25 protein-coding genes and 1 pseudogene are annotated in these 20,725 nt (G+C 72.8%); 12 read left to right on the forward strand and 14 right to left on the reverse strand.

Going from position 1 to position 20,725, the window contains the following annotated elements; all coding sequences use genetic code 11:
• Nucleotides 1–51: 51 nt before the first annotated feature.
• Complete coding sequence (locus BGP03_RS15260) at nt 52–723, forward strand: TetR/AcrR family transcriptional regulator (RefSeq protein ID WP_298796465.1); 672 nt, start codon at nt 52–54, stop codon at nt 721–723.
• Here the strand turns inward: BGP03_RS15260 and BGP03_RS15265 are convergent.
• The 6 genes from BGP03_RS15265 to BGP03_RS15290 form a co-directional block, all read right to left on the reverse strand.
• Nucleotides 710–838, reverse strand: a complete 129-nt coding sequence (locus BGP03_RS15265) for a hypothetical protein (RefSeq protein WP_296377378.1) — start codon at nt 836–838, stop codon at nt 710–712. The two genes, BGP03_RS15260 and BGP03_RS15265, sit on opposite strands and share 14 nt — an antisense overlap.
• Nucleotides 839–893: 55 nt before the next feature.
• A complete protein-coding gene (locus tag BGP03_RS15270) occupies nt 894–1,337 on the reverse strand; it encodes a hypothetical protein (protein ID WP_296377377.1) in 444 nt (147 codons plus the stop codon).
• A gap of 169 nt (nt 1,338–1,506) precedes the next feature.
• Nucleotides 1,507–2,088: a TetR/AcrR family transcriptional regulator gene (locus BGP03_RS15275; RefSeq protein WP_296377376.1), complete on the reverse strand. Its 582-nt coding sequence runs from the start codon at nt 2,086–2,088 to the stop codon at nt 1,507–1,509.
• 10 nt (nt 2,089–2,098) lie between these two features.
• Nucleotides 2,099–2,290, reverse strand: a complete 192-nt coding sequence (locus tag BGP03_RS15280) for a (4Fe-4S)-binding protein (RefSeq protein ID WP_296377375.1) — start codon at nt 2,288–2,290, stop codon at nt 2,099–2,101.
• Nucleotides 2,291–2,303: 13 nt separating this feature from the next.
• Nucleotides 2,304–3,545, reverse strand: a complete 1,242-nt coding sequence (locus BGP03_RS15285) for a cytochrome P450 (RefSeq protein WP_296377374.1) — start codon at nt 3,543–3,545, stop codon at nt 2,304–2,306.
• A 67-nt stretch (nt 3,546–3,612) separates the two neighbouring features.
• Entirely contained in the window at nt 3,613–4,344 is a 732-nt protein-coding gene (locus BGP03_RS15290; RefSeq protein WP_296377393.1) for a dienelactone hydrolase family protein, read from the reverse strand.
• 69 nt (nt 4,345–4,413) lie between these two features.
• Between BGP03_RS15290 and BGP03_RS15295 the strand changes: the two genes are divergently transcribed.
• From BGP03_RS15295 to BGP03_RS15325, 7 genes and pseudogenes are all read left to right on the forward strand, one after another.
• Nucleotides 4,414–5,190, forward strand: coding sequence for a hypothetical protein (locus tag BGP03_RS15295; protein WP_296377373.1), 777 nt, complete (start codon nt 4,414–4,416; stop codon nt 5,188–5,190).
• 493 nt (nt 5,191–5,683) lie between these two features.
• Nucleotides 5,684–6,607, forward strand: coding sequence for an NlpC/P60 family protein (locus BGP03_RS15300; RefSeq protein WP_298796469.1), 924 nt, complete (start codon nt 5,684–5,686; stop codon nt 6,605–6,607).
• Between the two features lie 13 nt (nt 6,608–6,620).
• A complete protein-coding gene (locus BGP03_RS15305; protein ID WP_296377371.1) occupies nt 6,621–7,412 on the forward strand; it encodes a methyltransferase domain-containing protein in 792 nt (263 codons plus the stop codon).
• A gap of 159 nt (nt 7,413–7,571) precedes the next feature.
• Nucleotides 7,572–8,951: an MSMEG_0569 family flavin-dependent oxidoreductase gene (locus tag BGP03_RS15310; RefSeq protein WP_298796471.1), complete on the forward strand. Its 1,380-nt coding sequence runs from the start codon at nt 7,572–7,574 to the stop codon at nt 8,949–8,951.
• 28 nt (nt 8,952–8,979) lie between these two features.
• On the forward strand, nt 8,980–9,492 hold the full coding sequence (locus BGP03_RS15315; RefSeq protein ID WP_296377369.1) for an MSMEG_0572/Sll0783 family nitrogen starvation response protein: 513 nt from the start codon (nt 8,980–8,982) through the stop codon (nt 9,490–9,492).
• A gap of 90 nt (nt 9,493–9,582) precedes the next feature.
• Entirely contained in the window at nt 9,583–10,410 is an 828-nt protein-coding gene (locus tag BGP03_RS15320; protein WP_296377368.1) for a carbon-nitrogen hydrolase family protein, read from the forward strand.
• Nucleotides 10,411–10,660: 250 nt separating this feature from the next.
• Nucleotides 10,661–10,945, forward strand: a pseudogene (locus BGP03_RS15325) (DDE-type integrase/transposase/recombinase); the annotation flags it as partial.
• A gap of 70 nt (nt 10,946–11,015) precedes the next feature.
• Here the strand turns inward: BGP03_RS15325 and BGP03_RS15330 are convergent.
• Entirely contained in the window at nt 11,016–11,372 is a 357-nt protein-coding gene (locus BGP03_RS15330; RefSeq protein ID WP_296377395.1) for a 14-3-3 family protein, read from the reverse strand.
• 44 nt (nt 11,373–11,416) lie between these two features.
• Here BGP03_RS15330 and BGP03_RS15335 point away from each other — a divergent pair, with 44 nt between their 5' ends.
• Nucleotides 11,417–11,698, forward strand: a complete 282-nt coding sequence (locus BGP03_RS15335) for a hypothetical protein (RefSeq protein WP_296377394.1) — start codon at nt 11,417–11,419, stop codon at nt 11,696–11,698.
• On the opposite strand, the gene BGP03_RS15340 is transcribed toward BGP03_RS15335, so the two are convergent.
• From BGP03_RS15340 to BGP03_RS15350, 3 genes are read right to left on the reverse strand one after another with little or no spacing between them, the layout of a single operon-like run.
• On the reverse strand, nt 11,695–12,057 hold the full coding sequence (locus BGP03_RS15340; RefSeq protein WP_296377367.1) for a VOC family protein: 363 nt from the start codon (nt 12,055–12,057) through the stop codon (nt 11,695–11,697). The two genes, BGP03_RS15335 and BGP03_RS15340, sit on opposite strands and share 4 nt — an antisense overlap.
• Before the next feature lie 13 nt (nt 12,058–12,070).
• Nucleotides 12,071–13,123, reverse strand: coding sequence for an MBL fold metallo-hydrolase (locus BGP03_RS15345; RefSeq protein ID WP_296377366.1), 1,053 nt, complete (start codon nt 13,121–13,123; stop codon nt 12,071–12,073).
• Between the two features lie 20 nt (nt 13,124–13,143).
• Nucleotides 13,144–13,752 (reverse strand): hypothetical protein, encoded by a 609-nt coding sequence (locus tag BGP03_RS15350; RefSeq protein WP_298796474.1) that lies wholly within the window; start codon nt 13,750–13,752, stop codon nt 13,144–13,146.
• 88 nt (nt 13,753–13,840) lie between these two features.
• On the opposite strand from BGP03_RS15350, the gene BGP03_RS15355 reads away from it, so the two are divergent.
• Entirely contained in the window at nt 13,841–14,725 is an 885-nt protein-coding gene (locus tag BGP03_RS15355) for an alkaline phosphatase family protein (RefSeq protein WP_296377364.1), read from the forward strand.
• A gap of 86 nt (nt 14,726–14,811) precedes the next feature.
• Entirely contained in the window at nt 14,812–15,771 is a 960-nt protein-coding gene (locus tag BGP03_RS15360; RefSeq protein ID WP_298796476.1) for a hypothetical protein, read from the forward strand.
• Between the two features lie 17 nt (nt 15,772–15,788).
• Here BGP03_RS15360 and BGP03_RS15365 read toward each other — a convergent pair whose 3' ends face one another.
• The 3 genes from BGP03_RS15365 to BGP03_RS15375 are packed head-to-tail and all read right to left on the reverse strand — an operon-like array spanning nt 15,789 to nt 17,998.
• Nucleotides 15,789–15,974, reverse strand: coding sequence for a YqaE/Pmp3 family membrane protein (locus tag BGP03_RS15365; RefSeq protein WP_296377361.1), 186 nt, complete (start codon nt 15,972–15,974; stop codon nt 15,789–15,791).
• A 48-nt stretch (nt 15,975–16,022) separates the two neighbouring features.
• Nucleotides 16,023–16,757: a glutamine amidotransferase gene (locus BGP03_RS15370; protein ID WP_296377360.1), complete on the reverse strand. Its 735-nt coding sequence runs from the start codon at nt 16,755–16,757 to the stop codon at nt 16,023–16,025.
• Nucleotides 16,757–17,998 (reverse strand): MurT ligase domain-containing protein, encoded by a 1,242-nt coding sequence (locus tag BGP03_RS15375; protein WP_298796479.1) that lies wholly within the window; start codon nt 17,996–17,998, stop codon nt 16,757–16,759. The genes BGP03_RS15370 and BGP03_RS15375 overlap by 1 nt, the downstream gene beginning before the upstream one ends.
• A 550-nt stretch (nt 17,999–18,548) precedes the next feature.
• On the opposite strand from BGP03_RS15375, the gene BGP03_RS15380 reads away from it, so the two are divergent.
• Nucleotides 18,549–19,958 carry an LCP family protein gene (locus BGP03_RS15380; protein WP_296377359.1) on the forward strand — a complete coding sequence of 470 codons (1,410 nt, stop codon included), beginning with the start codon at nt 18,549–18,551 and terminating at the stop codon, nt 19,956–19,958.
• Nucleotides 19,959–19,969: 11 nt separating this feature from the next.
• Here the strand turns inward: BGP03_RS15380 and BGP03_RS15385 are convergent, their stop codons facing one another.
• Nucleotides 19,970–20,662, reverse strand: coding sequence for a DUF899 family protein (locus BGP03_RS15385; RefSeq protein WP_298796481.1), 693 nt, complete (start codon nt 20,660–20,662; stop codon nt 19,970–19,972).
• Nucleotides 20,663–20,725 lie beyond the last annotated feature (63 nt).

The following is a 20,725-nucleotide window of genomic DNA, read 5'->3' on the forward strand; positions in this document are numbered from 1 at the left end:
CGGATTCTGGACGACTGTCAAGATTTTGACGTTCGGCTACCCTGGGTCGCGATGGCCACCGCAGGGAAGGTCGACCGACCCCAGGTCGACAGGGTCGACAGGGTCGACAGGGTCGACAGGGTCGACAGGGTCGACAAGGTCGAGGAGCGCCGCCGCGAGCTCGCGGACGCGGCGCTCCAGACGCTGTCCGCCCTCGGTTACGCGCGCACCAGCCTGCGCGAGATCGCCCAGAACTCGGCGTTCTCCCACGGCGTCCTGCACTACTACTTCCGCGACAAGGTCGACCTGATCACCTACTGCGTGCGGCGGTACAAGGCGGTCTGCGTGCAGCGCTACGACCAGATCGTGGCCACCGCCCGCACCCCCGAGGGTCTCGCGCAGGGTTTCGCCGACGGGCTCGTGGCCACCCTCGTCGCCGACGCGCACATGCACCGGCTCTGGTACGACCTGCGCTCGCAGGCGCTGTTCGAGGACTCGTTCCGCGCGGACGTGCTGGAGATCGACTCCACGCTGGAGCGGATGATCTGGCGGATCGTCAGCCGGTACGCCGAGCTCACCGGCTCGCCGGTGCTCACCGGCGAGTCGATGACCTACGCGATGTTCGACGGGCTGTTCCAGCAGGCCCTGCTGCGGCACCTGGCCGGCCAGGAGGGTGCGGAGGTGCACCTGCACGCGAGCGTGCGCCGGCTGATCGACCAGGTGGTGCCGGCTACTTCCCGTTGATCAGGCTGGTGCCGGCCGGGCCGCCGTCCTTCTTGCCCTTCTTGATGGCGCGCTTCTCCTTGAGGGACTTCCCGGACTTCTTGGTGGCTGTCTGGCGCGGAGACTTGTCGGTCATGACGCTCCTGGCGGGGGTGCGGGACGAGGTGCCCCGGACGGCCGTGGAAGTGACCCTACGCCGTCGAGTGGTAGGCGTGGTGCGCGTCATGGGCCAGCAGGAACGCGCCCTGCGCCACGATTCCCGCGCTCGCCCCGGCCGCGGCACCGCTGCCGCGGCGCCATCGCCACAGCGCCAGCCCGCCCACGACGTACCCGGCGTCGAGACCCACGTTGACCAGCAGGATCCGCCGCAGCCTCCGGCCCTCCACCCGCAGCTCGGCCGGCTCGTAGGGGTCGGCGAGCCGCGCCATCCGGCGTTTGCGCAGCCGTTCGGCCACCACCACGATGGCGAGGTCCATCGCGCCCCAGCCCGCGTTCTGCATCCCGAACGCCCGCCGCCACGGGTCGTGCCGGAACCGGCCGGCGAACCCCAGCCCGCCCACGACACCGGCCGCGCCCCAGACGGCGGTGGTCCGGGCGAGCGCCACCTCCCGAGCCCAGGGATCCCCTTCGGTCACACCTCGCAGCATGCCCCACGGCGGTGATCACGGCACGGCGGTCGCCCGTGGAGATCACCGGACGACATCGGCGCCTTGATCACCGCCGTGGAGGCAGAACCTGTTGCAGCGCACGGCCGCGTGGTCGTGCCGGAGCTGCAACCCCCGTTGAGCAGCACGACCTGGACGGTCACACCGCGTCCGACGGCGGCGGCAGGAGGCCGGGCGCGGGGCGCAGGCCGTCGATCAGGAGGGCGAGGTAGCGGCGGCGGTCGGCGCCCCCGGGATCCCGGTCGTCCGCGGTGGCCAGGGCCATCACCACCACCGCCGCGAGGTCGCGGGCCCGCAGCTCCGGCCGCACCACCCCCGCGTCCAGGGCGCGGCGCAGCAGCCGGTCGAGCCAGCTCAGGTAGCTCTCGACCATGTCGACGTCGATGGCGCCGGCCTCGTGGGCCACGGCGAGCACCGTGCGGTGCGACGCCACGGACTCGACGAGCGCCTCGAGCGTGGCCACGAGCTCCCGCCAGGGCTCGTCGTGGCCGATGGCCGTGGCGGGCTGGATCTCCGTGGCCACCACGTGCTCCAGCACCGCGCGGACGAGCTGGTCGCGGTTGCGGAAGCGCCGGTAGAGGGTGGCCACGCCGACACCGGCGCGGCGCGCGACCTCGTCGAGCGCCACGCCGGCACCCAGCTCCTCGAACGCCTCCGCCGCGGCCACCACGATGCGGTCGTGGTTGCGCGCGGCGTCGGCGCGCATCACCCGGGCCGTCACGGCGTAGAAGCTAGTCGACGATCCTGAGGGCACTGGACGGGCAGAGCGACACGGCCTCGCGGGCGAGGTCGGCGTCGGCACCCTCGGGGTCCTCCACCAGCACCACGACGATGCCGTCGTCGTCCTGGTCGAAGACGGTATCGGACGTGCCGACGCACAGCCCGGCCCCGATGCACACGTCGCGATCGGCCACGATCTTCATGTCACTCCTCGGCTCACCAGGTGACGGGCAGCGAGTGCAGCCCGTAGATGAAGTGGTACGCCCGGAACGGGATCTCGTCGAACGGGAGCGCCGACGCCAGGTCCGGGAAGCGCTTCAGCAGCGCCGGGAACGCGATCCGCATCTCCATGCGGGCCAGCGGCGCGCCGAGGCAGTGGTGCACGCCGTGCCCGAACGCGATGTGCCCCATCGAGCCCCGCCTGACGTCGAGCGTGTCGGGGTCGTCGATGAACGACGGGTCCCGGTTCGCCGACGGCAGTGCGCAGAGGACCAGCTCGCCCTTCGGGATGTGCTGCCCGGCGATCTCGACGTCCTGCGTGGTGGTGCGCGCGACGCCGGTGTGCACGATCGACAGCCACCGCATCAGCTCCTCGACGGCCGGCACGATCGCGTCGGGGTCGTCGCGGACGAGGGCGAGCTGGTCGGGGTGCCGCAGCAGGGCGAGCGTGCCCAGCCCCAGCATGTTGGACGTGGTCTCGTGCCCGGCCACCAGCAGCAGCGACGCGAGGCCGGCGAGCTCGTCGTCGGTGATCTCCGCAGCGCCGTCCTGCGCCTCCGCGGTAGAGAGTCCGTCGGCGCCGTGCTCGCGCACCAGCATGCCGAGCATGTCCTCGCCCGGATCCGCCTTCGCGCCCGCGACCAGCTTCTCCATGTACGCGCGCCCCTCGCGCTGAAGCGCGATCCGCTCCGGCATGGGGATCGAGAGGTCCAGCTGGCGTGCGGTGCGGTGCTGGAACTCGTCGCGGTCGGCGTAGGGCACGCCGAGCAGCTCGCAGATCACCAGCGACGGGATCGGCAGCGCGAACGACGGCACGAGGTCGGCCGGGCTGCCGGCGGCCTCCATGGCGTCGAGGTGCTGATCGACGATCTCCACGATCCGCGGCTCGAGACGCCGCATCCGCCGGACGGTGAACTCCGGCGTGAGGAACCGGCGCAGCCGCGTGTGGTCGGGCGGGTCGGTGGCCAGCATCTGCCCGGCCAGCGCCTTGCGCTTCTCCTCGGCGGAGCGCGGGTCGTCGGGCAGGGAGAACGCGAGCTGCGAGGCGTTGCTGAAGCGCGTGGCGTCGGCGAGGACGTCGCGCACGTCGTCGTGGCGGGCGACCAGCCAGGCCGGCATCCCGAACGTCGACGTGACGCGGCGGACCCCCTCGGACTCGCGGACCTCGGCCAGCTCCGCCACCGGGTCGAAGTGGTCGCGGCGCATGTGGAGCGGCAGCTCGGGTGGTGCCTGTGTCATGGATGTCCCTTCCCCGACGGATGACGACGCGCCCGACGCTACCACCGAAGCGATAGTGCGCTCTCAGTTACGACGAAGCGGACGAACCGCGCAGGTGCTCGTCGAAGAAGCGCAGGATGCGCGTCCACGCGTCCTCCGACGACGGCCCGTGGTACCCGAGACCGGCCACGCGCATGAGCACCGACAGCGGCCCGACGTTGAGCCGGTTCATGAACGAGTGCCCGGCGTCGGGGTACTCCTTGACGTCGTGCACCACGCCGGCCTCGGTCAGCGCCGTCTCCAGCTTCGCGGCGGCCCCCCTCAAGCCGCGGTCCTTGGCGCCGTAGCTGGCCACGACCGGGCACGCGCCGCGCAGCACCGTGGCGGCATCCTTGGGGACCAGGCCGTAGTTCGGGGCGGACGCGTCGAACTCGCGCGTGGCCGCGACCAGCGCGAACCCGCCGCCCATGCAGAACCCGATGATGCCGACCTTGCCGGTGCAGTCGGGCCGGGCCGCGAGCCAGCTGCGGACGGCCTCGATGTCGTCGAACGCCGGGCCCTTGCCGGCCGCCATCGCCGACATCGTCGACCGCAGGCAGCGCAGCGCCCCGCCCGCGGTGAACATGTCGGGGGCGACGGCGAGGTAGCCGGCGGCGGCGAGCCGCTCGGCCTGCACGCGGGTGTCGTCGTCGAGGCCGAACGCCTCGTGGATGACGACGACGCCGGGCCACGGGCCCTCGCCGACCGGCGGGACGGCGAGGTGCGCCTTCAGGGACGGTGCCGTGGCGGCACCGGGAACGGAGATGGCGGGCACGGGGATCCTCCAGGGGGAACGGGTGATCGTGAGTCTGCCGTCCGGCCGCTCCGGGCGCAGGAGCACCATGGGGGAATGGGCAAGTGGGTGGCCGGGGTGCTCGCGTTCGCCGTCGTCGGGGCGCTCGTGGTCGCCGTGGTGGTGCTGCGGCCGTTCTCGTCGCCGGGCTGCGCCACGGCCGCCGCCGGTTCGGCCGACATGACGGTCGAGCAGGCCGACAACGCCGCCACCATCGCCGGCGTCGGCATCGCTCAGGGCATGCCCGACCACGCCGTCACCGTCGCGCTGGCCACGGCACTGCAGGAGTCGGGGCTGCGGAACCTCACCGGCGGCGACCGTGACTCCGCGGGTCTGTTCCAGCAGCGCCCCAGCCAGGGCTGGGGAACGTACGCGCAGGTCACCGACCCCGTCCACGCCGCCACCGCGTTCTACGCCAAGCTCCGCTCCGAGCCCGACTGGCCCTCGTTGAGCGTGACCGAGGCGGCTCAGCTCGTGCAGCGCTCGGCCGCTCCCGAGGCCTACGCGAGGTGGGAACCACGGGCCCGGTCCATGGCTGCCGCCCTGACCGGCGAGTTCCCCGCCGCCCTGACCTGCCACGACCTGACGCTCACCGTCCCCGGCGCGGACGTCGCCACGCTGGCGGGCCAGGAGCTGGGCACCACCCGGCTCAGCGGCGCCCAGCCCCGGACCCGGGGCTGGGCCTACGCCACCTGGCTCGTGGCGCACGCCGCCCGCCTGGGCCTCGACCAGGTCGACTACGACGGCCGCACCTGGACCGCGTCGTCGGGCGCGTGGACCACCACCGGGCCGACGGACGGCGTGCTGGCCCTGCACCGCGCCACCGCGCCCTGAGCGGAGGGCTCGCCCCTCCCCCGCCGTGAGGGTCCGGACGCCGGGAACGGCTGGAGGACCAGCTCGCCGGGCACCCACGTCAGCACGCAGCGCTCGCCGTGGCCGGGCTCGTCCGGGAGACCTACCTCGTCGGGCCGCGCGACACCCCGGACGCCGACGAGTGGCGCACCCGGATCGGGTGGCCGGTCTTCCGGACCTCCGCCTCGTGACCGGGGGTCGGAATACTCTGTTCGCCGTAGCCGTGGGGCCGTTCGTGGCGCCGAGCCGTCCGGTCGTCGCACACCGTGGCGGAAGTTGCCCGCAGGCGATCACGGAATGGTTACGGTCTCTCTCGCCTGGTCGGCATCTCGTCCGCCGATCGGTGCGCCTGGTCGGCTCCGGGTTCCTGCCCGCCGACGCTCCCCACGGGCGCCGCCTCGCACCAGGGCAGGAGCCTGTTCGTCCCGAACCCCAGTCGGGACGAGCGAGCGCCCGGCACAAAGGACGCTCCCCGATGCCCAAGCACTGCGCGGCGCTCCCCGGCGCCTCGAACGAACTCCTCGGCAGCAGTGGTGCCGAGCTCGCCACCGCTCTCCTGGAGCGGTTCGGGTTCATCCCGGAGCCGCGCGACGGCGGCCCCCGCCGGCACGCCGCCGCTGTGCCCACGCTGCCGCCGTACGCCCCGAAGCAGCGGACCAGGCGCACCGGGCTGCCGAGCAAGCCGGTGATGGCCGCCATGTCGGTCACGGCCATCGGCGCCGTCGCCGCGGTCACCGCCACCGGCCAGTTCGCCGCCGTGGCGCCCGTCCGGGCCTCGCTGTCTCTGCCGGACCAGGCGCCTGCGACGGCGGCCCCGATCGCGGCCCCGATCGCGGCCCCGCCCGTCGCCTCCACGCTGACCTCAGCCCTGCAGACCGTCCACGTCTCGTCGATCGTCGACGACGCTACGAGCGCCGCCAAGACGTTCGCCGCCCGGGCGGCCGCCGCGAAGGCCGACGCGGCCAAGAAGGCGGAGGCGGCGAAGGCGGCGGCCGTGGCCCACGTCCCCCGCCCGACGCCGGGCACCGACGCGCCGAAGGTGTCCGCGGGAGCGGGCGTCGGCGCCGCGGCGCTGGCCGTCGCCGAAGGCAAGATCGGCACGCCGTACGTGTGGGGCGCCTCGGGCCCGAACGCCTTCGACTGCTCCGGGCTCGTCATGTGGGCGTTCAAGCAGGTCGGTGTCTCGCTGCCCCGCACCGCGGCGGCTCAGTCGCAGGTGGGCACGGCGGTCTCGAAGGGCGACCTGCAGCCGGGCGACCTCGTGTTCTTCTACTCCCCCGTGAGCCACGTGGGCATCTACCTGGGCGACGGCAAGGTCCTCAACGCCACGCAGTCCGGCGAGCCCGTGCAGATCAGCAACATGGCCTACATGCCGTTCCACAACGCGCGCCGCGTCTGATGTAGTCAGGGGTATGCGCGCCGAGCAGGAGACCTACACCCACGGACACGCCCCGAGCGTGCTGCGCTCCCACGTGTCCCGGACGGTGGACAACTCCGCCGCCTACCTGGCGCCGCACCTCCGTCCGGCCGACCGCCTGCTCGACGTCGGGTGTGGCCCGGGCACGATCACGCTCGACCTGGCCGGGCGCGTGGGCCACGTCGTGGGCATCGAGCCGGTGGAGGCACCCCTGGCGGGGGCCCGGGAGCTCGCGGCCGGCACCGGCAACGTCGAGTTCCGGCTCGGCGACGTCTACGCGCTCGACGATCCCGACGGTTCCTACGACGTGGTGCACGCCCACCAGGTGCTGCAGCACCTGACCGACCCGGTCGCCGCGCTGCGCGAGATGCTGCGCGTGAGCCGCCGACTGGTGGCCGCCCGCGACGCCGACTACGCCGCCATGGCCTGGTACCCGGCCGACCCGCGGCTCGACCGCTGGCTGGAGATCTACCGCGCCGTCGCCCACGGCAACGGCGCCGAGCCCGACGCCGGCCGCCGGATGCTCGCGTGGGCGCGCGCGGCCGGCGCCGCCGACGTCACTCCGTCGACGTCGGTGTGGTCGTACTCCACGCCCGAGGAGCGGGCCTGGTGGGGCGGGGTGTGGGCCGACCGGATCCTCACCTCGTCGATCACGCGGCAGGCGGTGGACGGCGGCCACGCCACCCTCGACGAGCTCACCGGGATCGCGGAGGCCTGGAAGCGCTGGGCCGCGGACGCCGACGGCTGGTTCGCGATCCTCCACGGCGAGATCCTGCTGCGGCGGTAGAAGGGCCTGGAGGTCGTCCAGCACGGCCTGGGGCCGGGGTTCGACAGCGATGCGGTCATCGTGGCGCCGGACATCTCGTTACCGTCCGGCAACAGTCCGCAACGCGGGCGAGTTCCGGAGGCAACAGCTCGGCATAGCGGGATCGCTTCACTCGTTCCCATGCCCGAGCCCACTCTGACCGCCCTCTGGCCGGAAGTCATCCACCGACCGGTCGTGGTCATCGGCGGCGGCCAGGCCGGGCTGTCGATGAGCTGGTGGCTCACCCACCGCGGCATCGACCACGTGGTGCTCGAGCGCGACCGCGTCGCGACCGAGTGGCGCAACCGGCGCTGGGACTCCTTCTGCCTGGTCACCCCGAACTGGCAGTGCCGGCTCCCCGGCTTCCCGTACTCCGGCGACCAGCCCGACGGCTTCATCGTCCGTGACGAGATCGTCGCCTACCTGGAGAAGTTCGCCGCCTCGTTCGACCCGCCACTGCTGGAGGGCGTGTCGGCCACCCGGCTGCGCCGCCGCTCCGACGGCACGTTCGAGATCCGCACCGACCGCGGCACGATCACCGCCGACCAGGTCGTGGTGGCCACCGGCCCGTACCAGGTGCCGCGCATCCCACGGATGGCCGAGCGCGTGCCCGAACACGTCCTGCAGCTGCACTCGTCGCAGTACAAGAACTCTGCGACGCTGCCCGACGGCGCCGTGCTCGTGGTGGGCACCGGGCAGTCGGGCTGCCAGATCGCCGAGGACCTGCACCTCGACGGCCGCACCGTCCACCTCGCCACCGGTTCGGCGCCGCGCGTCGCCCGCTGGTACCGCGGCCGCGACGTCGTGGCCTGGCTCGACGACATGGGCACCTACACCCGCGGCATCGACAAGTTCGACGACGACAGGTTCGACGACGCCGACGCCGTGCGCTTCCGCGCCAACCACTACGTCACCGGCCGCGACGGCGGGCACGACATCGACCTGCGGGCCTTCGCCACCGAGGGCATGGCCCTGCACGGGCGGCTCACCGGCATCTCCAACGGCCGGCTGACGTTCGGCCGCGACCTGCGCGCCAACCTCGACGGCGCCGACGCGGTATCCGAGTCGATCAAGGGCTCGATCGACGCCTACATCACCCGCGAAGGCATCGACGCCCCCGCCGAGGCCGGCTACACCCCGGTGTGGGAACCCGGCCCCGAGGCCGAGAACCCGCCGGACCTCGACCTGGCGGCCGCGGGCATCACCACGGTCATCTGGAGCACCGGCTACGGCCGCGACGACCGCTGGATCGAGCTGCCGATCTTCAACGGCCGCGGTTACCCCAGCCACGACCGCGGCGTCACCAGCCAGCCGGGCCTGTACTTCATCGGCCTGCCCTGGCAGTACACCTGGGGCTCCGGCCGGTTCGCCGGCGTGGCCGCCGACGCCGAGTACCTGGTCAAGGAGATCGTCGCCACCCGGCGCAGTGCGGTGGCCACGGGCCTGCACTGGCTGGCCGGCACGCCGCAGGAGACCTACCCCCTCGACGACGACTGGTCCGCGCCGCGGACCGTCGCCTGATCAGTACCCACAAGGAAGAGGACCAGGAATGGCTGAACTGACCGATCTCGAGAAGCAGAGCATCGAGGAGATCGCCCACCCGTCGCTGCCCGAGGGCTCCACCATCTACGGTGGCACCAAGGTCTTCCCCGACTACCAGGCCGAGCCCGGCGAGACCTACTTCACCCTCGTGCACGGCATCGCCCACGAGTCCTCGGTCAGCTTCGTCGCGATCCTGCAGGCCACCCGCGCCCTGCGGAAGGGCTTCGAGTCCGCCGTCTACTTCTACGGGCCCGGCTCGCTCAACTGCCTGGCCACCCGCGGCTTCCCCACCACCGGCAACTCCGCGTTCCCCGGCGAGCACAACATCAACTCCTCGCTGGAGACGTTCATCAAGGAGGGCGGCAAGGTGTTCTGCTGCCGCTTCGGGCTGTCGCTGCACGGCGCCCGCGAGGAGGACCTCATCGCCGGGGTCATCCCCACCCACCCCCTCGACGTCCAGGACGCGCTGATCCACTACGCCCGCAAGGGCGCCATCATCAACTCCACCTACATGTTCTGAGTTCGTTCTGAACGGACCCCGGCCGGGCCGTCACCCCTCGGCGGCCCGGCCGACCCGTCCCGACGGGACACCCACAGATCGGTAGGAGCAATGACGGCTTTGCGCATGGCCGCGGTCTCGGCGCCGTTCGGGCGTGACCTCGACGAGTGCTTCACCCGGATCACCGGGCTCATCGGCCAGGCCCGCGACGCCGGCGTCCGGCTGCTGGCCCTGCCGGAGGCCTGCCTCGGTGGCTACCTGGCCGATCTCAACGGCGCGGCCGCGATGCCGCCGTCGTTCCCCGTCGACGGACCGGAGATCGCCCGGCTGGCCGCACTGGCCGGCGACGTGGTCGTGACGGCCGGCTACTGCGAGGCCGCAGGGGACGAGATCTTCAACAGCGCCGTCTGCGTCACCGGCGACGGTGTGCTCGGCAACTACCGCAAGGTCCACCAGCCGCTGCGCGAGGACGCCTCCTACTCCGCGGGCGACGGCTTCCGCGCCTTCGACACTCCGGTCGGCCGGATCGGCATGCAGATCTGCTACGACAAGGCCTTCCCCGAGGCGGCGAGGGCGCTAGCGCTCGACGGCGCCGGGGTGGTCGTGTCGATGTCGGCCTGGCCCATCAGCGCCACCGACCCCCACCCCGACCCGGCCCGGGACCGCTGGACGCGCCGCTTCGACCTGTTCGACCGCGCCCGCGCGCTGGAGAACCAGATCGTCTGGGTGTCGTCGAACCAGTTCGGCACCTTCGGCTCGCTGCGGTTCGCCGCCAGCGCCAAGGTCGTGGACCCGGGCGGCGAGATCGTGGCCTGGACCAAGCAGGACGAGGGCCTCGCCGTGGCCGAGATCGACGTGGACGCGGCGCTGGAGTCGTTCCGACACGGGATGGGTCACCTGCGCGACCGACGCCCGGAGACCTACACGGCCGCCGCCTAGCGGTCGGTATTGCCCAGCCCATGGCCGGGGAGCGGACTCGGCGAGCCGGGTCCGGTTGCGCCGTTCAGCGTTGCCATCGACCCACGGGGTCGCGCACGTCCTCGGTGAAGTCGATCCGGGAGCGATCATCGACCGGGACGTCGCCGATCACACGCACGGCTCGTCCACGTCGACGTCGAGCAATCCCCAGGGGCAGGGGGTTCGCAGCGGCGGTGATCGGAGGCTGTCGGGGTGCGGGCCGCGCTCGACGGAGCCGCGCGAGAAGCCCCGCTCGGCGTGGCGACGGTGTGTCTACGCCGCGCCGAACCCCTGCTGGCAACTCGACGCCACCGAGTACGTGCCGACCGGTGGACGCAAGTGCGTGATCTTCCAGCTCATCGACGACCATTCCCGCTACCCGCTCGCCTCCCGGGCCGCGGCCGGTGAGACCGCCCAGGACACGGTCGCGGTCTTCGACAAGGCCGTGGCCGCCCACGGCGTGCCAGAGCGGCTGCTGACCGACAACGGGCCCGCGCTCAACCCGTCGCGGCGCGGCCTGGTCGTCGAGCTCGTTGCACCCGACCCCGCCCGCAGCCCGACAAAACCGGCGCGAGCGCCGGGAGCTCTCAGCTCGTTATCCGGAACGCCCAGAACGTCATCTGGTCGCGCAGCTGCGACAGCTCCCGCACGGCCTCGCGGTACTGCTGCTCGGGGGCGTCGTCGATCGCGAAGACGGCGTCCTCGTACGCGGTGCGGGCGATGTCGAGCGCCTGGTCCGGGTTGTCCCAGTGCTCGAACCACGCGCCGGCGTGGGCGCCGGCCAGCGCGAGGCGCACGGGGTCGGCGGGCGGCAGGACCTCGCACGACAACCGCGTGGCCTCCGCGAACGTCGCGCGGGCCGCGTCGTGCCGTCCGGCCGCGAGCGCGGACAGCGCTGCGTCCTGGAGCTCGAACACGTGCTCCTGATCCACCGTGCGGGCCATCGCGCACCTCCCGGAAGAGCTTCGTCCCAGGATACGGTGCGCGCATGCCCACCGACGACATCGACGTCCTCGAGATCCTGGAGAAGATTCCACAGCTCCTGGACGCCCAGATCTGGCGTATCGCCCACCGCTGCCGTGCCTACCGGGCGCGAGCCGACGGCGAGGACCAGACCGTGGAGCTGGAGATGAGCGTGGACACCGCGGGCCGCTGGATCGTGGTGGCCCGCGACGAGGAGCGGAACCTCACCGCGCAGGGCGTGGCGATGCCGGGCCTCAACGGCGCGATCCACATGGTGCCCTGGTACATGCTCGACGACGAGGCCTAACCGATCGGGCGGGTCAGGTTGACGGTGTTGCCGTCGGGGTCCTGCACGTGCGCCACGCGCTGGCCCCACGGCATGTCGTTCGGCGGGCCGAGCACGGTGCCGCCGAGGGCCTCCACCTGCGGCAGCAGCGCGTCGACGTCCGGGACGTCCACGCTGAGCAGCAGGCGACCGGCCGGTCCGGTGCCGACCCCGGTGTCGGACACGAACCCGATCTCGGAGTCGCCGACCCGCAGGCCGACGAAGAAGGCGGGCCCCTCGTCGGGCACCCGCGACACCTGGGTGCCGCCGAACAGCTCGGTGTAGAAGCGCAGCAGGTCGTCGAACCGGGCGGTGACGATCACGGTCTGGACGGTGGGCACGGCGGTCTCCGGTTCAGGCGGCGAGACGGAAGGCGGACCCGCTGGAGCCGGCCGTCCATGCGGTGGGCAGCGCGGCGGCCAGCGCGTGCTGGGCCCGCCAGCCGGTGCAGTGTCCCGGCACCAGGAGGTCGGGGGCCAGCGCGGTCAGCTCCGCGACCGTCGGGGCGATGACCGGCTCGAACGCCGGCCCGCCCAGGTGCAGGCCACCGAGGAGGGCGTGCAGGGTCGGCACGCCCGTGAGGCGCTGCGCGTGGCGCACGATGTTCACGACGCCGGCGTGGCCGCAGCCGGTGAGCACGACGAGGCCGCGGCCACGGACGTGGACGACGAGCGCCTGGTCGTCGATCACCAGCGGGTCGTGGCGCCAATCGTGGCCGGACCACGCCTGGTGCGCGGGCGGCATGCCGCGTTCGAACTCCGTGGTGCGGTCGACCTCGCCGGTGATCAGCACGCACCCGTCGACGAGCAGCGACGGCTGCCGGCGCTCGACGACCGCGAACCCCTCGCCGTCGAGCGCCCGTCTGCTCAGCGTGGGCATGGCCTCGGGCTCCCGGCCGGGCACGGCGAGACGCCGGCGCGCCCAGATCCCGGGGTGCACCACCATCGGCAGCGACCGGACGCTGCGCCGGCCGACCAGCCCGGCCAGACCACCGGCGTGGTCGAAGTGACCGTGGCTCAGCACCACCCCCTGGATCCCGGACAGGTCGATCCCGAGCCGGTTCGCGTTGGTGACCATTGCGTCCGGCGACAGGCCGGTGTCGAACAGCAGGGTCGTGTCGGTCTCCCCGCGACGCACCGTGACCAGCGCGGAGAACCCGTGCTCGGCCACGAGCCCGACGTTCGTGGACCCGCCCTCGAACTGCGCGGCGGCGGCCGTGGCGACACCGAACGGGGTGCGTGTGGTGCGGTCGTCACCGGTCAGCAGTGCGTCGTAGGTGTTGTCCACGAGCGTCGTGATGCGCACCTCGTCGACCGGTTCTAGCGCGATCGGGTCGACGGCGGCGCCCGGCGCCGGGCGAGGGGCGGACACGCGGGCCTCGCGGGGATCGGACGACGATTCGCACATGACCGCGAGGCTATCGGGCCCTACCGCGTCGTCCACGCGGTCGCCGCCGGCAGCACGGCCACCGTCACGACCACCCCGACGACCAGCACCGACGCCACGAGCACCAGCCTCCGGGCCCGCCCGGCCAGCGCCGTCGCGCGGACATCCCGCCACGACGACACGATCGCCTCCTTCAGGTGCCCCAGCACGTGCACCGTCATCACCGCACCCCACCCGACGAAACTCGCCTTGTGCGCGAACAGCAGCAGCCCCGCCGTGGCGGGGGTGACCGCGAGCAGCGCGACGCCCGTCCCGAGCACCGCCAGGCTGGACGCGATCACGACGGGGCCGAGGACGCGCAGCACCGGATGGGGCGGCCCCTTCCGCACGTAGGGCGCCGACCCGCGGTAGTACCGCACGAACCGGTAGCCGGTGGTGGCCGTCTTGAGCAGCACCGGCGCGATCAGCACGATCCCCACGACCACGTGCACGACGAGCAGCCGCCGCACGCTCAGGATCGTCACCCCCTCGGCGGCGAACAGCACCAGCAGGACCATGCCGACGAGCGACGTCAGGCGGGTGTTCCCCTCAGCGCCCCCGTCGGGTCGGGCCGGGGCCGTGACGCTGCCGGGCCGCTCGATGATGTCCACATCGCCCAGCGTCCACCGGAATTCTTGGAACCCGCTGGGACCGCACCCGCTCCCGGTCCCCCGGGGGGAGCGGGGGACAGTGGTCGTCATGAACCGGCTCCTCCCCGCGCTGGGCGCCGTGCTGCTGACGGCGGTCGCGGCGTGCTCGACCGTCACCGCCACCCCCGATCCCGACGCCACCGGACCCACCGTCACGTCCGTGCCCGGGGCGCTCCCCCGGCCCGACCACGTCATGCTCGTGGTCTTCGAGAACGAGGACAGCACGGCCGTGTTCGGTGCCTCGACCGCGCCGTACCTCAACTCCCTCGCGGCGTCCGGGGCCGCCTTCACCGACGCGCACGGGGTGGCCCATCCCAGCCAGCCCAACTACGTCGCGCTGTTCTCGGGCGGCACCCAGGGCGTCAGCAGCGACGCCTGCCCGCAGGCGCTCAGCGGCCCCGACCTCGCCAGCGAGCTGGTGGCCACCGGCCACACGTTCACCGGCTACTCCGAGGACCTCCCCCGCGCCGGTTACACCGGGTGCACCGCGGGCTCCTACGCCCGCAAGCACAACCCCTGGGCCGACTTCGCCGACGTGCCGGCCACGGCCAACCAGCCGCTGAGCGCGCTGCCGCAGGACTACGGCGCCCTGCCCACGGTGTCGATCGTGGTGCCGAACCTGTGCGACGACATGCACAGCTGCCCGATCGCCACCGGCGACGCCTGGGCGCGGCAGCACCTGGCGCCGTACGTCACGTGGGCCGCGACCCACAACAGCCTGCTGGTCGTCACGTTCGATGAGGACGGTGGCACCGCTGCGAACCGGATCCCCACCATGGTCGTGGGGCCGATGGTCCGGCCGGGCACCAGCACGCAGACCATCGACCACTACGACGTGCTGCGGACGCTGGAGGACATGTACGGCCTCCCGGCCCTCGGTTCCACGGACACCGCACGGCCGCTCACCGGCATCTGGACCCTGGCCGCGGGGTGACCGGCCGCCACCACGGCTCAGGAATCCCCAAGAACGGCACGACACGGTGGAACCATGAACGACCCGCACCACCCCGGCCGTCGACCGTGACGACGACCCGGCCGGTCCGCCGGACTCTCACCCGGCTCGCGCTCTCCCTCATCGTCGTGACGCTGCTCGGCGGCGCGCTCGTCGTCGGTGACGCCCTGCAGGCCCCCGGTGACGACCAGCCCACGGCCAAGCTCGCCGAGTGGGGCCGTGACCACGGGCTCAACCCCGTGGTCACGTGGCTGGAGGCGGCGCAGTACGAGCAGGCGCCCCCGGAGGTCGGCGGACTCCCCCCGGGCGGCGTTCCCGCGGCGGCCGGCGCCGTGACCCCGACGACCGGCGCGCCGTCGGCGAGTACGCCGGCGTCCCGGTTCCCGCATCCTGCACCCGTCCCGGCGCTCCCGCCGCTGGCCGCCGGGCCCGCGCTGCCCGGCGAGGGGCAGTGGCAGACGGTGGTGGCCTTCCACGGCGGCTTCCGGCTCAGCGACCCCAGCCACAACGGCTACTTCAGCGAGGGCCGCACGGTCCGCCCGCTGGTCGACGGCAAGGCCAGCCTCGTCCTGCACACCGACGGCACCGCCGACGTCGGCACGTGGGGCACGGAGGTCCGGATGGCGCCGGACGTCGCCAGCGTCCGCCAGAACCTGCTCCCGCTCGTCGACGGCGGGCAGGTCAACCCCACGTGCGCCACGGGCGGCCAGGCCGAGTGGGGCAGCACCGTCGGCCAGGCCGCGTACATCCACCGCTCCGGGTTCGGGGTGACCGCGACCGGCGCCGAGGTCTACGTCGGCGGCCCGGCGCTGTCGGTGTGCACGCTCGGCCGGATCCTGCAGAACGCCGGGGTCGTGCGCGGCATGGAGCTCGACATCAACCCGACCTGGGTCAGCGGCACCTACTTCCACGACCAGCCCGGTGGCGCGCCGCAGGGCTTCCGGCTCTTCGACGCCGAGCGGGTCGCGCCCGGGCACTACCTCATTCCGACGAGCCGCGACTGGTACGCCTGGTACCTGCGCCCCTGATCCGGGCGACGCAGGGCTCAGGCGCCGGGGCCGACGACGTGATGATCGGTCCGGCTGATCATGTACAGCGCGTAGACGACGGCCGGGATGTGCCCGAGCAGCATGAGCAGGATGGAGAGCAGGGTCTTCTTCACCGACCCCGTCCGCAGGGCCACGACCAGCGGCGGGAGCAGGAACGCCAGGATGATGTCGAGCAGCTTCACGAGAGGGCCTCCGGGGGATCGGGGGGTGGAGGGCCCATCCTTCCGGATCTAGCGCGAAGACCGTTGGAGGTAGGTCCGGCGCAGCGCCTGCTGGTCGGGCAGGTCGAGCGGGTCCAGGGTGCGGCCGGTCGCCGTGGTCAGGAGGTGGTCGGCCAGTGCCGGGTTGCGCGCCAGCACCGGTCCGTGCAGGTAGGTGCCGACGATCCGGTCGGTCCACACCCCGTCACCGAGGTGACCTGCGGCGTCGGGGGTGCCGTTGCCGGTCCCGCGCACGACCCGCCCGAGCGGCACGTGGCTCGCGGCGACGGTGCTGATGCCACGGTGGTTCTCGAAGCCGGTGAGCTGCCCGACACCCGGGATCACGCAGTGCGTGATCACCTGGCCGACCGCTCGCCGCGGGCCGGGGACGGTGGTGACGTCGATCAGGCCCACCCCGGAGTACGAGTGCCCGCTGCGGTCCGACATCGACCGGCCGAGGATCTGGAACCCGGCGCAGACCGCCAGCGTCACCGCGCTCGTCTCCATCGCCCCGACCAGCGCGGGATGCTGCTGCAGCCATCGCGTGGCGGTGACCTGCGCCTGGTCCTCGCCTCCTCCGAGCACGTAGATGTCGCACCCGGTCGGCGGGGTGACGTCGGCGGTGATCTGCAGGACCCGGGCTGCGATGCCCCGCCAGCGGGCCCGCTGGGCGAGCACCACGGCGTTGCCCGAGTCGGAGTAGGTCCCGAGCGCGTCCGGCAGCAGTACGCCGATCACCAGCGTCGAGTCGGCGGTACCCCCCATCAGAGGGCCTCGGCCGGTGCCGACGGCAGGCGCCGACGGAGGTCGGCGAACGCCGTGTAGTTCGCGACGACGTCGATCTTCCCCGGCGGCATGGCCGCGATCGCGGCCACGGGATCGGCGATGGTGGTGTGGACGATGTCGGCGTAGCTCAGCCGGACGCCGAGATCGGCCGCGCGCTCGCCGCAGGCCACCACGGTCGGGGACCGCAGCTCGTCGAAGGGCACGTCCCACAGCCACGAGGTGTCGCGGCCGTCCGCCTCCCGGGCGTTGACGACGATCAGGAGCGCCTTGGCATCGTCGATCACCCCGAGTGTCTCCGTCCATCCCGCCGGGTTCTTCGCCAGCAGCAGCCGCACCTCGTGCGACCCGTAGGTCACCAGCGAGTAGCGACCCGCGACGTCGTCGACCCGCGACATCGCGTCGGACGCATCCTGCGGATCCACGCCCATCCGCGCTGCCGCAGCGATCGCCATCACCGCGTTGCCCAGGTTGAACCGGCCCGGCAGGGACAGCCGGACCGGGACCGACTCACCGGTGGTCCGCACCGCGGACGCGGCTCCCGCCGCCTGGTCCACCGCCGTCCACGCCGCGTCCGGCCGGGCCAGGCCGCACTCGCACGCCCAGCGCTCGGTGGTCGAGGCCAGGGAGCGACCGCACCGGGGGCACGTGGTGGTGTCGCCGGCCCACGTCGCCCCCGCCGACACCCACACCGTCCGCACGGCCGGTGCCGCCGCCCACACCACCATCGGATCGTCCGCGTTCGCGACGACCGTCGTGCGGGGTTGCCGGATCAGCGCCGCGGACAGCGCGGCCGCGACGGAGCGGACCTCGCTGCCGCGGTCGAGCTGGTCGCGGCTCAGGTTGAGCAGCACGATCACCTCGGGATCGACCGCCTCGGCGACGGTCGCGAGGTGCAGCTCGTCGACCTCGATCACCGCGAACCGGGTGTCCGGGTCCTGGGCGAGGGCCGCGAGCGCGCCGTCGAGCATGTTCGACCCGGTCGCGTTGTGGGCCACCGTCCCCATCGACGCCAGGGCCGCAGCCAGCAGGTGGCTGGTGGTGGTCTTGCCGTTGGTTCCCGAGACCAGCGCCACCTGCCTCCCCGCCGCCAACCGGGCCAGGGCATCGGGGCACAGGGCCAGCGTGACGCGACCACCGATGATGGAGCCGCTTCCGGCGCCGAGTCGCCGCGACAGCCGGGCCGTCCACGTCCCGGCGGCCACCGCCGCGCGGAACCACATCACACGTACCGCTTCGATCCCTCGACCCGCTCCGAACACGGATCGAAGTATGCACGCATCGGTGATAGCGGTCGGCAAATACCACCAACCGTCGATTTGCCGCAATGATGCCCCACGGCCCGAAGCGGCCCCGACACACCGAGCTGCGGCCGTCCCGTATTCAACCGCGCGCAGACCCCCTCTATCCTGTCCCGGCGTCGTGACCTCGCAGTATCACTCTCCGTGACTAACACGGGTGATGTTCTGACAAATGCCGAAAACGGGACAGGAGCGGACGGACGCCATGGTATTCGCCGAACGCCCGCGCCGTACGGTCGCCACCCCGCCGGATGCGGAGGGTCCGACCACGCGCATTCCTGTCCACCAGCGGCCACGACCGTCGCGGCCCCGGACGGTGGATCCGCCTACGGTCGTGATACCGGTCGCGACCCCCTCCGTCCACGTCGTCCGTCGCAGGCAGGACGGACACGCGAGGCCCCGGGGCGCGGTCCACTCCGCGCGGCCCACCGGCGGACTCGGGCGGGCCCTGCTCACGACTGCGGCAGCCGCGGTGCTCCCCGGCTCCGGCCACCTGCTGCTACGACGACGCCGTCCCGGCATCCTGATCCTCTCGACCTTCGTGCTGCTCGCCGTCGGCGGGACGGTCCTCGCCCTTCGCGAGGGCCGTAGCGGACTGCTGGGCCTGGCGCTGGACACACGTGTGCTGCTCGGTGTCGAGATCGGCTGCGGCATCCTGGCTGCCGGGTGGATGGCTGTCGTCGTCCGCACCTACGTCCTGGCCAGGCCCCGCCGGATCGGCGGCGGCCGCCGGATCCTCGGCGTCGCCGTCGTGGCACTGCTGTGTCTCGCCGTGGCGGCCCCGTTCGGGTTCGCAGCCGACCTGGCCCAGTCCGAGCGCAGCGTCGTCAACACCCTGTTCCCGACCGGTGGGGGGACGGCGGGCGCCGACGTGGCTCTCCCGGCCCACATCAACGTCCTGCTGTTCGGCAGCGACGCGGGCACCGACCGCACGGGCACTCGCAGCGACTCCATGATGGTCGCCAGCGTCGACACCACCACCTCGCGTGCGGTCCTGTTCGGGCTGCCGCGCAACCTCGAGCACGCCCCGTTCCCGCCCGGCTCCCCCATGGCGGCCCGGTTCCCGGACGGCTTCTTCGACCCGAAGGACCCGCTGTCGGGGGAGTACCTGCTCAACGCCGAGTACACCTACGCCATCACCCACCCGGGTGTGGCACCCGCCGGCCCCACCCCGGACCCGGGCCTCAACCTGCTCATGTCGTCGATCGGCACGATGCTCGGGATCCCGCTCGACTACTACGTCAAGATCGACATGGCCGGGTTCTCCTCGATCATCGACGCGGTCGGCGGCGTCACGATCGACGTCGGGCCGGTCCCGCTGCCGATCGGCGGCGTCCTACCCGACGGCACCCACGTCGCCCCCAGTGGCTACGTGCCCGCCGGTGTCCAGCACCTCGACGGCGACCAGGCCCTCTGGTACGCGCGGTCGCGCCGCGACTCCGACGACTACAACCGCATGAGCCGCCAGCGCTGCATGATCCAGACGCTGCTGAAGCAGAAGAGCGCCGCCGACCTGCTGGCCCACTTCCAGGCCGTCGCCGCGGCCACCGCGGACAGCGTGGCCACCAACATCCCCCAGTCGTTCCTCCCCTCGCTGGCGTCGCTCGCGGGCAACGGACAGAGCCTGGAGCTCGACAGCGTCGCCTTCGACCCGACCCTGCACGACCCGCTGCAGCGCGACGGGAAGTTCGACCCCTCCCATCCGGACTACGGCTTCGTCCGGCAGGTCGTCGCCACGACGATCGCCGGCATGTCGGCTCCCGCGCCGGGCCCGCCGGCGGGCGCCTCGACCCCGGCACCGGCCGCAGGAACAGCCGCCCCCGCTACGGCCGCGCCGCAGGCGGCGCCTCTCACCGACTCCTGCACCTCCCCCAGCCCGTGACGGCGCGGTACCTACCCGACCCGGGCCGGACCGTAGAGCGCGGCGATGTCCTCGGAGCCGCCCCACCGGCTGTAGGTGGGCCCCTGCGGCCAGCCCTCCGGCGAGTCCTGCCACACCTCCTGCCGCCCGTAGGGCAGCAGGTCGATCAGCGCGAAGGTGTGGCTGAGCTGCTCGGTGCCCCGGCCGGTGGTGTGCCAGGTGCGGTAGACCGTGTCGCCGTCCCGCAGGAAGACGTTGACCGCGAACCCGCCGTCGAGAGGCGCGCCGACGTCGTCGCCGAACGGGCTGTTGGCCGTGGAGTACCAGGTCATGGCGTTGCCGACGCGCTTCTTGTAGGCGAGGGCCTCGTCGATCGGCCCCTGGGTGACCACGACGAAACGGGCGTCGTAGTTGCCCAGGACCTCCAGGCGGGTGAACTGCGACGTGAACCCCGTGCAGCCCCCGCACTGCCACTCCTGGCCCGGGAACCACATGTGGTTGTAGACGATCAGCTGCGACGCATCGCCGAAGACGTCGGCCAGCCGGACCGGCCCGTCCTCGCCCTCCAGGGTGTAGTCGGGCATCTCGACCATCGGCAGGCGGCGGCGCTGCGCGGCGATGGCGTCGAGCTCCCGGGTGGCGGCCTTCTCGCGGGCGCGCAGCTCGTCGAGCTGACGCTGCCAGGTGTCGGTGTCGACGACGGGCGGCAGTGCACTGGTGGCCATGAGGTGCCTCTCGGATCGCGCCGGGTGGGTGGTTTCGGAGATGGAGACCCGCCCGGCGGCCCG

The organism is Pseudonocardia sp. 73-21, from assembly GCF_001899645.1.
GTDB lineage: Bacteria > Actinomycetota > Actinomycetes > Mycobacteriales > Pseudonocardiaceae > Pseudonocardia.